This window comes from Sphingomonas sp. (genome assembly GCF_031361285.1).
In the GTDB taxonomy this organism is placed as follows: domain Bacteria; phylum Pseudomonadota; class Alphaproteobacteria; order Sphingomonadales; family Sphingomonadaceae; genus Sphingomicrobium.
Genome location: NZ_JANMCO010000048.1, coordinates 64,019 through 76,075 on the forward strand (window position 1 = coordinate 64,019; position 12,057 = coordinate 76,075).

Here is a 12,057-nt window from a genome sequence, read left to right on the forward strand (position 1 = left end):
CCTGCGGGGATGATCGCGGCGGCGCTGGTCGCCACCACGGCGACCGACGCCCAAGCGGCGATCTCCCCAAGCGCCGGCTTGACCTATGTCGAGGCGCGCGCGGCGGCGATGCGCGGCGACCATGATCGTGCTGCGCAGCTGCTGGCGGGATTGGCCGAGCGTACCGCTGGCGACGCGACCATCAGCCGCAAGGCGTTGGGCGAGGCGATCGGGGCCGGGGACATGCCGCTGGCGCTGCGCCTGGTGCGCCAGATCAAGCCAGCCGATTGGACCACCGATGCGCGGCTGTTGCTGATCGCCGATGCATTGCGCCGCGGGCAATCGGAGCGGGCGATGCCGTTCATCTCCGGCGCCAATGACGAAGCCAATCTGCAATTCCTCGAACCCTTGCTCAAGGCGTGGGCGGCGGTCGAACGGCGCGACCTCAATACGGCGCTGGGCACCATCGACCAGATCCCGGCCAACAGCCTGCTGGGCCCGTTCCGGGTTGAGAATCGGGCCTTCATCCTGCTCAAATTCCGCCGCGCGGCCGAGGCCGAGCCGTTCGCGCGCCAGGCCATCGCTGGCGCCGGCGGTCGCGAGAATCGGTTGCGGCTGGCACTGGCCGACGGATTCCTGGCCGCCGGCGACCAAGCGCGCGCCCAGGCGATGATCGACGGCATGGGCACCGACGGCGGCCCGGCCCGCCTGCGCATCTTGGCCGGCAAGCGGATCGGCCTGGCCATCGACGAGCCGGCCAGGGCCTATGCGGAGCTGTTGCTCGGGCTCGCCGTCGACCTCAACCGGATCAACAATCGCGCCTTGCCGATCAGCATGGTGCAAATCGCCCGCTACGCCGACCCGCGCAACGGCGCCGGTGCGGTGTTGCTGGCGCTGCTGTTGGAAAACCAGGACCAGGTCGCCGACGCGCTGGTGGTGCTGAATGCGGTACCTTTGTCCGATCCGCTCGCTCCGCAGGCGCGCGATGCCGCGGCGCGCATCCTCGTCGACCAGAAGCGGTTCGACGAAGCGCTGACCCTGGCTCGATCGACGACCACGACGCGCGACGCCACGGCCGGTGACTTCGCGCGGCTGGGCGACGTGTTGCAGTCGAGCAAGCGCTATAATGAAGCGGCGGACGCTTACGGGCGGGCGATCGGGCTGACTCGGGCGCAAGGCCGGGCGAACGACCTGTGGCCGCTGCTCCTGCTGCAATCGACCGCGCTGGAAGCGGCGGGGCGCTGGCCGGAAACCAAGCAGGCGTTGCAGGCGGCACTGGTGCTGTCCCCCGAGCAACCGCTGATTCTCAATTTCCTCGGTTATGCGAAGCTGGAGCGGGGCGAAGACCTCGATGCCGCCGAGGCGATGATCCGCAAAGCCAGCGCGCTGGCCCCCGACGATGCCTCGATCACCGATTCGCTGGGCTGGGCCTTGTTCAAGCGCGGGCGCTTTGCCGACGCCATCGCAACGCTCGAGCGCGCCGCGGCCAAGGATCCGCAGCAGTCCGAGATTCACGAGCATCTCGGCGACGCGTTGTTTTCGATCGGGCGGCGCTATGAAGCGCGGTTCGCGTGGAACGCCGCGCTGATCAGCGCCGACGATGATGTCGCGGCGCGGATCCGCTTGAAGATCGCGGCCGGCCTGACCCCAGCCACCGCCGCGCCTTGAGTCGACTTACCGAGACCGCTTACGCCAAACTGAACCTGGCGCTCCATGTCCGGGGTAAGCGCGCCGACGGTTATCACGCCATCGAGACGATCTTCGCCTTTTGCGAAGATGGCGATGCCCTGAGCGCAGAAGGGGCGGATAGCCTGTCCCTGGACGTCAGCGGGCCGTTCGCCGCGGACATACCCGATGATGACGCCAATCTGGCGATCGAAGCTGCGCGGTTGTTCAGGCTGGCTACGGACGTCAGTGCTGGCGCGAGGTTGCAGCTGATCAAGATCCTGCCGGTGGCCTCTGGAATCGGCGGCGGATCAGCCGACGCAGCAGCGGTGTTGCGCTTGCTGACAAGGATGTGGACAATTCCCGCATCGGTGGCGGTCGAGGTTGCTCCTTTGCTCGGGGCCGACGTGCCGGCGTGCCTGCTGTCGCAAAGTTGTCGTGGAGACGGCACCGGCGATCAGGTCGGACCGATCGAGCTTGGCCTTGGCGGAACCCCGGTCTTGCTCATCAACCATGGCGCCCCGCTGTCGACCAAAGCGGTGTTTGAACGGTGGGACGGCATGGATCGCGGACCGCTCGATGACTGGCGCGAGGGGCGCAACGACCTGGAGGTCGCGGCGATTTCGCTGGTGCCGGAGATTGCCGACGTGCTGCACTGGCTGCGGGGACAGGCCGGGGCCGAGGTCGTGCACATGTCTGGGAGTGGCGCGACCTGTTTTGCGCTGTTCGCTGACGAGGCCGCGCGAGATCTGGCCGCGACCCATGTTCCGCCGCCGTGGTGGCATCTGGCGACCCGATTGCGCTAGGGGGCGACATGCGCCCGATCCTCACCGCCGCCGCGATGCGCGCCGCCGAGCAGGCGGCGATCGACGACGGCACGTCGGTCGAGACACTGATGGAGCGGGCCGGGGCGGCGCTGGCCGAAGCGGCCTATCGCTTTGCCGGGCCAAAGTCGGCCCTGATCCTGTGCGGGCCGGGCAATAATGGCGGCGACGGCTATGTCGCGGCGCGACACTTACAGGGGCGCGGGGTTGTGGTTCGAGTCGCGGCGCTCGCCGACCCCAAAACGGCCGCGGCGATATGGGCACGGTCACAATGGGACGGCGAGGTCGAAACCCTGTCGCAAGACACCAAAAGCGCGTCGCTGCTGATCGACGCTTTGTTCGGAACCGGCCTTAAGCGCGGTCTCGATGATACTGTCAGTCTTTTGCTTTCCGAGCTGGTGCATGAGGCTGCAGTAGCGGTAGCCTGTGACTTGCCGAGCGGCGCCGACGCCGACAGCGGGGTCCAGCTCAGTGCGCTGCATGCGTTCGATCTCACCGTCACCTTTGGCGCGTTGAAGCCGGCGCACCTGCTCCATCCGGCGATGCACAAATGCGGCCGTGTGGTGCTCGCCGACATCGGCATCGCAGCGGATCTCGATTGGCATGAGATTGCAGCGCCGCAATTGCCGCTGCTCGACCCCGGTGGGCACAAATATTCGCGGGGGCTGGTGCACATGCTGGCCGGCAAGATGCCCGGGGCGATTGCGCTGGCGGCAACGGCGGCGGCGCGAGCGGGCGCCGGCTATGTGCGGGTGAGCACCTCGCATCCGATCAACGGCCTGCCTGCCGCCGTGGTCCAGGTCGATACCGCCGAGGTCAACGACCCGCGGATCGGTTGCCTGCTGGTCGGCCCGGGGATGGGCGAAATCCCGCAACTCATCACGCTCGCGCTGACCAGCCAGGCGCCCAAGGTGATCGATGCCGACGCCATTACGCATCTCGGCGATCCCGAGCGGCTGCGCGGCCAGGACGCGATTCTCACGCCGCACGAAGGCGAATTTACGAGCCTGTTTCCCGAGATCACCGGGTCGAAGGCGGAACGCGCACTGGAAGCGGCCGGGTTGGGCGGCGCGGTGATTGTCTTCAAGGGGCCGGATACGCTGGTTGCGTCGCCCGACGGGCGGTTGGGCTTCGCCCCGCCGGCGCCGGCGTGGCTGGCGAGCGCCGGGACGGGTGATGTCCTGGCGGGCATGATCGCGGCGATGCGGGCGCGCGGCCTGGCGCCGTTCGAGGCTGGCTGCGCCGGCGTCTGGTTGCATGGCCGCGCGGCGGAACTGGCCGGGCCGCAGATGATCGCCGACGACCTCGCTGCCGCCATTCCGCAAGCGCTCGCGTCTTTGTCATGACCGAAACCATCGTGCGCATCGCCGCGCGCGGCGAAGGCGTGACCGAGAGCGGCCGCCATTTTCCCTTCGCGGTGCCGGGCGACACGATCGCGAACGACGGCAGCATCGTTGCCGGCCCACACCACCAAGTGCCGCCGTGCCGTCACTTTCCCGCATGCGGCGGGTGCCAGCTGCAGCATGTCGATGACGCGGCGTACGGCGACTATCTGGCGGCGCGGATCGCCGGCGCCCTGGCCCAGCATGGCCTCGTAACCAAAATCCGCGAGCCGCATCTGTCGCCGCCGCGCAGCCGTCGCCGGGCCAGCCTGCGCACGCTGAAGCTGGGGCAGCGCGCCGTCATCGGTTTCAACTCCGCGCGGTCGAACCAGATCGTCGACCTGCGCGAATGCCATATCCTGCGGCCCGAGCTGTTCGCGCTGGTGGCGCCGCTCCGGGAGCTACTCGGCGCTCTGTTGAAGCCCCGGCGAGGCGGCGAAGTGCAATTGGCGATGGCCGACCAGGGCGTCGATGTGTTGCTCAAGGGCGTCGGTGTGGAAGGGCTGGCGGCGATCGAGACGCTGACCGAATTCTGCACCCAGCAACAGCTCGCCCGAATGAGCCTCGACCAAGGCCTGGGGCCGGAGGCATTTTACGAGCCGGTGCCGGTGACGGCGACCCTGTCGGGGCGGCCGGTGGCGCTGCCGATTGGCGCATTTCTGCAGGCAACCGAGGACGGCGAGGCGGTACTCGCCGCCGCGGTATGCGAGGCGGTCGGCGAGGCGACACGGACCGCCGATTTGTTCGCGGGTCTCGGCACATTTGCGCTGGCGCTGCCCGGCCAAGTCTATGCCGCCGAAGCGTCGCGCGACGCGGTCTTGGCGCTTAAGCGGGCGGCGCCGGCGATCGCCGTTGAGCATCGCGACCTCTATCGCCGTCCGCTCGACGTTGGCGAACTGGCCAATTTCGACGTCGTCGTGCTTGATCCGCCGCGGGCGGGCGCCGCCGAGCAAGTCGCTAATCTCGCGGCTTCGGCAGTGCCGCGCATCGCCTATGTCAGCTGCAACCCGGCAACCTACGCGCGTGACGCCAAGACGCTGGCCGACGGCGGCTATGCGCTCGCCTGGGTGCGGCCGGTCGGCCAGTTTCGCTGGTCGACCCACGTCGAACTGGCCGGCTGCTTCACCAAGTAAAGCGCGATGATGATCGGCACCAGCGCCGGTCCGGGCAAATGGAACAGGCCGAACGCGAACTGCAGCGGCTGCAGGCCCCACGCCAGCAAGGTCAGCAGGCGCCCGGCGGTGCCCATTGGCATCAACAGCACCATCGCCACGACCAGCGGCAAAGTGTCGTAGGACATCATGTAGGGCGTGCCGAACGCCGCGCAGGCGAGGAAGATCGCATTAGCGCGAAGGTCGTCGGCCGGGGGGCGGCGCGCAAAGGTGATCCACACCAGCACTACCGCGAGGACGGAAGCGACCGCCTGGACCGCCCCTGCCGCGGCGATCGTCAGGCCGGCCGAGCGGGCGTTGATGAACAAGGTCGCCATGTGCAGCTCGCTCAGATTTTCGGAATCGGTCAGGATCTGCGTCTGGTTGGCAATGCCGTGGTTCAAATAAGCGAACCAGACGTCGCTGCCCCAGATCAACCCGGTAATCAGGGCGAGGCCGATCCCGGTCACCGCGGCGGCGGCGATTATTTTCCAACTGCGGGTGGCGAGCAGGAGGACCGGGAAGAACAGGCCTAGCTGCGGCTTGAGAGTGAGCAAGCCGAGGGTGACGCCAGCCAGGAGCGGGCGAGTTTCGCGCCAGCGCAGCACGGCAAGCATGGCGGCGGTGACGACCAGCGCGAGCTGGCCGGAAACCAGCCCGAAGATCGCCGCCGGCGACAGCAACAGCGGGACGATATAGCGCGGATCCCGGGTCCACAGGCGAAGTCCGAAGATAAAGATGGCGATGCCGATGGCGGTCCACAGCGCCAGCGCGGGCAAATAGGCCATCAACCCGAACGGCGCGGCCAACAGCATCACGGTCGGCGGGTAGGACCAGAGTTGCTGCGGATAGCCGGGGCCGGTGATGGCGTCGGTCGCCGCCCAATAAGTTGCGAGGTCGTAATAGCGCCCCGGATTGGGTTCACCAGCGGCGCGACCGTACATCCAGAAATTGAGGAAATCGCGGCCGACAACGTGGAGCTTGCCATCGCGCGGCAGGCCATGGGTGAAATCGAGCCCGGTGACGTAAACCACGCCATAAGCGACGAACAGCACGACGGCTGCCCAGGTCAGGAGCCGCAAACGCTCGGCGGTGTCGCTCATCGCGCGGTCAGATCAACCCGCAATCGTGCGCGATCCGTGCCGCCGCGTGGATCGTCAGGCCGATCAGGCACAGCGACGCCAGGAAGAACAAAGCGAAGCGATACATCACGATGTTGACCGTCGCCTGGACGATGCTGTGGATCACGCGCAAGCCGACATAGCCCCAGGCCAGCCAATAGTTAATGCCATGTCCCATGCCCATCAGGGCGATCGTCAGCGCGATCGCGTAGAACAGCGTCGGCTGTTCCATCAAATGCATGTAATTGTGTGATTTCCACTGGACCTCGTCGGGAACGACCCCTTCGAGGTTGGCGCCGCGGCCGCCGACCAGCCCGTTGAGGCTGATCCCGGCTTTCTTCATCGCCGGCATGCGCGTCACGACCATCCACAGCATGACCACCAGCGACCACGCGACCAGCGCCACGACGGGCGCAAGAATTGGGCTATATTCCATGAATCATCTCCCCCCAGAGTGAACGCCGAGGAGTGTGCGGCAGATATCGGTCGCGCGCAATGTCATTGCGAGGAGCAAAGCAACGCGGCAATCCATGAGTCGCTGGATTGCTTCGCTCCGCTCGCAATGACGTGAAAAGCTAGTCGAACAGCGTCGCGAAGCGGCGTTTTGCGCGTTTGCGCCAGGCGCCGCGATGATACGCGTCGGATGCCAGCAGCGGCAGCACCGAGGTCGCTTCGGCGAACACCATCTGCTCCTGGGCGGTCGACACCTTGCCCCAGCTCGCCGCTTCCTGCAGCGTTGACGAAGAGCAGGCGCCATCGCGCACGTCGGCGACGGTAATCTGGACCGCATATTTGTGCACCTCGACATCCTCGTGGCCGAGGATTTCGGCGCACACCACGGTGTCCTGGGCGAAGTTCTTGGGCACGCCGCCGCCAATCATCAGCAAGCCGGTGGTGCCGGCCTTGATTTTGATGTCGGTCAGTTCGCGGAAGTCGGCGATGCTGTCGAGCGTCATATAGGGGTCGCCGCGCTTCATCGCGTCGACCTGGTGCTTGACCAGGCCGAACCCGGCGCTGCTGTCGGTGAACGCCGGGCAGAAGATCGGCACGTCATGCTCGTAAGCCAGCTTGACGAGGCTGTTGTCCTTCTTGCCGTTGGCGAGCAGCCATTTGCCCATTTCGCGGATGAAGGCGCGCGAAGAGTTAGGGCGCGGCTCCAGAGAGTCGGCGATATTGCCGATGGTGAAGTCGCAATCCTGCAGCTGCGTCTCGTCGATATAGGTGTCGTAGATGCGGTCGATCAATAGCGAGCGCAGCGTATCATCGTCAGGAATTTCATTGGCTTGGTAGTGTTTGTGGCCAAGCGCTTCGAAGAAATCCATATCGACGATGGTCGCTCCGGTGGCGACGATCGCGTCAACCATGTTGGAGCGGACGAGCTCGGCATAGAGGTCCATGCAGCCGCCGGCCGAGGTCGAGCCGGCGATCGCCAGGATGATCGAGCAATCGGGATCCTCGAGCATCGCATTGTACAGGCCGGTGGCGCGGGCGAGGTCGCGGCTGGTGAAGCTCATCTTGCTCATCGCCTCGACGATCGGGCGCGCGTCGAACTGCGTGATGTCGATATGCTCGACCGGGCTCGACAACAGAGCGGCCTTGCGGGTGTCGTTGACCTGGGGTTCGATCAGCGTTTCGGTGGTCATTATTTACTCCAAATGCAGACTGTTCCCCGGCGAAGGCCGGGGTCCAGACGGTATGCGTTGGACTGGACCCCGGCCTTCGCCGGGGTACAAATGCTACCGCTTCACGGCCTTCGAACGCTTGGCTGGTTCGGCGGCTCCGTAGAGCGAGGCCATTGGCTCGTCGCCGACGATTTCGGCGCTGTCGACCCCGAAACCGTTGAATCCCGTGCGCATCGCGCAGCCGTACGCGCCGAGCATGCCGATTTCGAGATAGTCGCCCGCGCCGACGTCACCCGGCAGCTCGAACGGCCCCGCCATATGGTCGAGATCGTCGCAGGTCGGGCCGTAGAAGCTGAATTCCATCGGCCGGACCGTCGATTTGGCGTCGCGGAGCCGCCGCACGGGATAGCGCCAGCCGAGGTGGGCGGCATCGAACAACGCCCCATAAGCACCATCGTTGATGTACAGTTCCGACCCGCGGCGCTTCTCGACGCGGACGACCAGGCTGCCATATTCGGCGCACAACGCGCGGCCGGGCTCGCACCACAGCTCCGCCGAGTAGCTGATCGGCAGCGCCTCGAAGGTTTCGTGGATGACGTCGAAATAGGCTTCGAGCGGGGGCGGCTCCATGCCCGGATAGGACGATGGAAAGCCGCCGCCGACATCGACGATATCGACCGTTACGGAGGCTTCGACGATGGCGTTGCGGACTTCGACCATCGCCTCGGAAAAGGCGGCCGAGGTCATCGCCTGGCTGCCGACGTGGAAGCAGATGCCGAGCGCGTCGGCGGCCTGGCGGGCGGCGAACAACAGCGGCTTGACGTCGCGCGGGTCGGCGCCAAACTTCGCCGCGAGGCTCAATTTGGCATGCTGCGAGCTGACCCGCAGGCGGACCAACAGGGCAAGGTCGGTCGCGGCGACGCCGTCGGTGGCGGTGGCGCGCATGATCTTGTCGAGCTCGTCGAGCGAATCGAGGCTGAACGCCCGCACGCCGTGATCGAAATAAGCCTCGGCGATCGCTTCCTCGGCTTTGACCGGATGCATAAAGCATTGCACGGCCTCGGGCAGCGTTTGCGCCACCAGCCGTACTTCGCCGATCGAGGCGACGTCGTAATGGGTGATGCCCTCATCCCACAGGATGCGGAGCAGGTCCGGCGACGGGTTGGCCTTCACCGCATAGAGCGACCGGCCGGGGAATTTCTCGACGAAAAAACGCGCCGCGCGCCGGGCAGCGTGCGGGCGAAGGAGCGTTACCGGCTGGGCCGGGCGCAACTTAGCGATATCGACACCGTTGCGGGTGCCGGACGGGGCGGTCGCTAGCCCCAGCGCGCGATGATGTTTGTACAACTCAAGGGACCTCCAACAGGTTCGTTCGACAAAAGCTGCCTTGCGGTTGGAAGTCCCATGGGGCAGCGGGAGCGCGATATATGGATGGGGGTCGGTTAAGTAAAGGTTTTTTGGGATTTGAGACGGGCGAAGCGGCCAGTCTGTCCCCGATGCGCCACAGTTTGCCGAGTCTTGCCGTGATTCCAAGAGGTTGGGTAAGTGACTGAAGTCAGCCGAAAAGATGTCCTCGAGGCCGCCGATCGTATCGTTGGGGAGGTGAAACGAACGCCATTAGTCAAGGCAAGAATTCATAAGCAGGACGTCTGGCTGAAGTGCGAGTGCCTGCAGACCGGTGGCTCGTTCAAATTGCGCGGCGCAACCAACCGGCTTTTGCAACTCGATGACGAGGAGCGGCGGCGCGGCGTGGTTGCATTCTCGTCGGGTAATCATGCGCGTGGCGTGGCCATCGCTGCCCAACGCCTCGGCATTCCGGCGACCATAGTGATGCCATCGGACGCGCCGGGGGTTAAAGTGGCAGGGACGCGGGCGGAGGGCGCGCAAATCGTCTTCTACGACCGCCGGACCGAGGACCGCGCCGCGATTGCCGCCGAACTGGCCGCCGCCACCGGCGCGACCGTGGTGCCAAGCTTCGACGATGCGATGATTATCGCTGGCCAGGGCACTGCCGGGTTGGAAATCTTCGACCAGCTGGCAGGCACAGGCGCGCCGCCGCCGAGCCGAATTGTCGTGCCGACAGGGGGTGGTGGACTGGCGTCGGGAATCGCGCTGGCCTGCCCGGACGCCGCCATCGTTTGCGTCGAGCCCGAAGGCTGGGACGACATGCGTCATTCGCTGGAGCTGGGCGAGATCGTGCCGGTCGCCAACGACGCTCCGCCAACTTTGTGCGACGCGCTGCAGACGCTGCGCGTTTCGCCGATCACGTTCGGGATTCTCACGGCGCGGGGCGTGACGGCAATGGCGGTCAGCGAACAAGAAGTCGCCGACGCAGTCCGATTCGCCTGGACCGAACACCAGCTGGTCGTCGAGCCGGGCGGTGCGATCGCTCTCGCGGCGCTGCTCGCCGGCAAGGTCGAGTTCGGCGAGGGAACGGTGGCGGTGCTGTCGGGTGGCAATATCGATCCGGCGCTGCACGCGCGGATGGTTGGCGAAGATCAGGCGGTGGACGCCCGGTAGTCGCCGGCTTCGAAATGTGGATTCGACCTTTCGACAGTGCGGGTCAATTCCTCGAGCTCGGCGGCCAGCGTCTGGAGCTCGGCGGCGAGCGCCTTGGGGTTGGTTTGCGCAATGGTCGTCGAGGCGTCGAGCAGGGTTTCGAGCATCATTGCGATGCACGGCAAGATCGTTTCCTCGATCCGGTCGAACGCCTCTTCGAGGCGCGCCTGCTGCGCTGCAGTGGCCATGTCCTTGATTTTGGACCAAGATCGTTAAGTGTTGGTGAAGGGAGATAAAGGCGTGGGTGATGTCTCTGCCGCCGCTATGGCGCTGGCGATGCTCGCCGCGTTCGCCCTGACCGCAGGCGGTGTGAAGCTCGCCCTGCATCGTGAAGATCGCACTCGCGGTGTGTTGATGATCGTCGCCGCCGTCGTGCTGGTCGGCAACGTCCTAATCTGGACGATTTAGTCTCCTCCCCTCAATTTCGAGGGGAGGGGGACCAGCGCAGCTGGTGGAGGGGCCCCTCCGTCACGCCTCCGGCGCGCCACGTCCCCTGCAATTGCAGGGGAGGAGACTTAGCGCTTCAAATCCTTGGCGAGGCGCATGTCGAGATAATCGTCGACGCTCTTCATGAGGAGGTCGAGCTCATTGGCGAAGTGGTGGTTGGCGCCGGGGATGGTGTCGTGATGGATGGTGATGTGCCGCTGGGTGCGCAGCTTGTCGACCAGCTTCTGGACCGCGCCCTGGGTGACCACTTCGTCGACCTCGCCCTGGATGATGATGCCGGATGACGGGCACGGCGCGAGGAAGCTGAAATCGAACATGTTGGCCGGCGGCGCAATTGAGATGAAGCCCTTGATCTCCGGCCGGCGCATCAGCAGCTGCATGCCGATCCACGCGCCGAAGCCGAAGCCCGCGACCCAGGTGGTTTCCGCTTCGGGGTGAATCGACTGGACCCAGTCGAGCGCCGACGCGGCGTCGGACAGTTCGCCGATGCCCTTGTCGAAGATGCCCTGGCTCTTGCCAACGCCGCGGAAGTTGAAGCGAAGCGTCGCAAAGCCGCGGCGGACAAAGGTCTGGTAGAGCAATTGCACGATCTTGTTGTTCATCGTGCCGTTGGCATTGGGATGTGGATGCAGGATCATCGCCACCGGTGCGCGGGGGCGCAGGCCAGGATGAAACCGGCCTTCGAGGCGGCCCTCGGGGCCTGGGAAAATCACTTCGGGCATGGAAAATGGGTGCTCGCGTAAGAAATCGGGTGCTTGCGCCGACGGGTGCGCCGCGGCAGCTGGTCCTATATAGGGAGCGCGCTTCAACTGGCAATCGGCAGGAAACCTTCACTTCTCATGGCTCGCGACCGGATTTATCTCGACCATGCGGCGACCACCCCGGTGCTTGCCGAGGCGCGGGCGGCGATGGCCGATGCGCTTGGCGCCTGGGCCAACCCGAGCTCGCCGCATGCCGAAGGGCGCTCCGCCCGTGCCGCGTTCGAGGCGGCGAGGGCCGCCATCGCCGGAGCGCTCGACTGGCGCCATGACGTCATCCTTACGTCGGGGGCGAGTGAAGCCATTGCAATTGTCGCGGCGCGAGCCAAGGCGGAGCGGCGGCTGATCGGTGCGACCGAGCATGAGGCAGTGGTCGCCGCGATGGGGCCCGATGCGCTACCCATTCCGGTCGATGAGCGAGGCCTCGTCGAGCTGGCCGAGCTCGAACGGGCGCTTACGGGCGCGCCGGCGCTGGTCGCGGTCCAGCAGGTCAATAACGAAACCGGCGTGATCCAGCCGATCGCGGAGGTCGCCGCGATGGTCCGGGCG

The 12,057-nt window shown here is 66.0% G+C and carries 13 protein-coding genes; 7 read left to right on the plus strand and 6 right to left on the minus strand.

Features of this window, described 5'->3' with window-relative positions:
* The first annotated feature begins 9 nt into the window (after positions 1-9).
* The 4 genes from RMO25_RS05490 to RMO25_RS05505 are packed head-to-tail and all read left to right on the plus strand — an operon-like array spanning position 10 to position 4,983.
* Positions 10-1,647: a tetratricopeptide repeat protein gene (locus RMO25_RS05490; protein WP_309661593.1), complete on the plus strand. Its 1,638-nt coding sequence runs from the start codon at positions 10-12 to the stop codon at positions 1,645-1,647.
* A complete protein-coding gene (locus tag RMO25_RS05495; protein ID WP_309661594.1) occupies positions 1,644-2,450 on the plus strand; it encodes a 4-(cytidine 5'-diphospho)-2-C-methyl-D-erythritol kinase in 807 nt (268 codons plus the stop codon). Before RMO25_RS05490 ends, RMO25_RS05495 begins: the two co-directional genes overlap by 4 nt.
* An 8-nt stretch (positions 2,451-2,458) precedes the next feature.
* Complete coding sequence (locus RMO25_RS05500) at positions 2,459-3,814, plus strand: NAD(P)H-hydrate dehydratase (protein ID WP_309661595.1); 1,356 nt, start codon at positions 2,459-2,461, stop codon at positions 3,812-3,814.
* Positions 3,811-4,983: a class I SAM-dependent RNA methyltransferase gene (locus RMO25_RS05505; RefSeq protein WP_309661596.1), complete on the plus strand. Its 1,173-nt coding sequence runs from the start codon at positions 3,811-3,813 to the stop codon at positions 4,981-4,983. Before RMO25_RS05500 ends, RMO25_RS05505 begins: the two co-directional genes overlap by 4 nt.
* Here the strand turns inward: RMO25_RS05505 and RMO25_RS05510 are convergent.
* The 4 genes from RMO25_RS05510 to RMO25_RS05525 all read right to left on the minus strand — a co-directional run bounded on the left by RMO25_RS05510 (position 4,902) and on the right by RMO25_RS05525 (position 9,091).
* On the minus strand, positions 4,902-6,104 hold the full coding sequence (locus tag RMO25_RS05510; RefSeq protein WP_309661597.1) for a glycosyltransferase family 87 protein: 1,203 nt from the start codon (positions 6,102-6,104) through the stop codon (positions 4,902-4,904). The genes RMO25_RS05505 and RMO25_RS05510 overlap by 82 nt on opposite strands.
* Positions 6,105-6,111: 7 nt before the next feature.
* Entirely contained in the window at positions 6,112-6,558 is a 447-nt protein-coding gene (locus RMO25_RS05515; RefSeq protein WP_309661598.1) for an MAPEG family protein, read from the minus strand.
* 139 nt (positions 6,559-6,697) lie between these two features.
* Positions 6,698-7,765 carry a 1,9-bis(guanidino)-5-aza-nonane synthase gene (locus RMO25_RS05520; protein WP_309661599.1) on the minus strand — a complete coding sequence of 356 codons (1,068 nt, stop codon included), beginning with the start codon at positions 7,763-7,765 and terminating at the stop codon, positions 6,698-6,700.
* A gap of 93 nt (positions 7,766-7,858) precedes the next feature.
* A complete protein-coding gene (locus RMO25_RS05525) occupies positions 7,859-9,091 on the minus strand; it encodes a type III PLP-dependent enzyme (protein WP_309661600.1) in 1,233 nt (410 codons plus the stop codon).
* Between the two features lie 198 nt (positions 9,092-9,289).
* Here RMO25_RS05525 and RMO25_RS05530 point away from each other — a divergent pair, with 198 nt between their 5' ends.
* Entirely contained in the window at positions 9,290-10,264 is a 975-nt protein-coding gene (locus tag RMO25_RS05530; RefSeq protein WP_309661601.1) for a threonine/serine dehydratase, read from the plus strand.
* On the opposite strand, the gene RMO25_RS05535 is transcribed toward RMO25_RS05530, so the two are convergent.
* Positions 10,243-10,491, minus strand: coding sequence for a hypothetical protein (locus tag RMO25_RS05535; protein WP_309661602.1), 249 nt, complete (start codon positions 10,489-10,491; stop codon positions 10,243-10,245). The genes RMO25_RS05530 and RMO25_RS05535 overlap by 22 nt on opposite strands.
* A gap of 52 nt (positions 10,492-10,543) precedes the next feature.
* On the opposite strand from RMO25_RS05535, the gene RMO25_RS05540 reads away from it, so the two are divergent.
* Complete coding sequence (locus tag RMO25_RS05540) at positions 10,544-10,711, plus strand: hypothetical protein (RefSeq protein WP_309661603.1); 168 nt, start codon at positions 10,544-10,546, stop codon at positions 10,709-10,711.
* Positions 10,712-10,818: 107 nt separating this feature from the next.
* On the opposite strand, the gene RMO25_RS05545 is transcribed toward RMO25_RS05540, so the two are convergent.
* On the minus strand, positions 10,819-11,472 hold the full coding sequence (locus tag RMO25_RS05545) for an alpha/beta hydrolase (RefSeq protein WP_309661604.1): 654 nt from the start codon (positions 11,470-11,472) through the stop codon (positions 10,819-10,821).
* A gap of 117 nt (positions 11,473-11,589) precedes the next feature.
* On the opposite strand from RMO25_RS05545, the gene RMO25_RS05550 reads away from it, so the two are divergent.
* The coding region (locus tag RMO25_RS05550) for an aminotransferase class V-fold PLP-dependent enzyme (RefSeq protein ID WP_309661605.1) at positions 11,590-12,057 on the plus strand (468 nt) is incomplete at its 3' end.

What these genes read in the sequence shown, in the direction of transcription:
- RMO25_RS05520 (WP_309661599.1), bottom strand. Translation starts at nt 7,765, where the DNA reads ATGACCACCGAAACGCTGATCGAACCCCAGGTCAACGACACCCGCAAG.
- RMO25_RS05490 (WP_309661593.1), top strand. Translation starts at nt 10, where the DNA reads ATGATCGCGGCGGCGCTGGTCGCCACCACGGCGACCGACGCCCAAGCG.
- RMO25_RS05510 (WP_309661597.1), bottom strand. Translation starts at nt 6,104, where the DNA reads ATGAGCGACACCGCCGAGCGTTTGCGGCTCCTGACCTGGGCAGCCGTC.
- RMO25_RS05500 (WP_309661595.1), top strand. Translation starts at nt 2,459, where the DNA reads ATGCGCCCGATCCTCACCGCCGCCGCGATGCGCGCCGCCGAGCAGGCG.
- RMO25_RS05515 (WP_309661598.1), bottom strand. Translation starts at nt 6,558, where the DNA reads ATGGAATATAGCCCAATTCTTGCGCCCGTCGTGGCGCTGGTCGCGTGG.
- RMO25_RS05505 (WP_309661596.1), top strand. Translation starts at nt 3,811, where the DNA reads ATGACCGAAACCATCGTGCGCATCGCCGCGCGCGGCGAAGGCGTGACC.
- RMO25_RS05545 (WP_309661604.1), bottom strand. Translation starts at nt 11,472, where the DNA reads ATGCCCGAAGTGATTTTCCCAGGCCCCGAGGGCCGCCTCGAAGGCCGG.
- RMO25_RS05535 (WP_309661602.1), bottom strand. Translation starts at nt 10,491, where the DNA reads ATGGCCACTGCAGCGCAGCAGGCGCGCCTCGAAGAGGCGTTCGACCGG.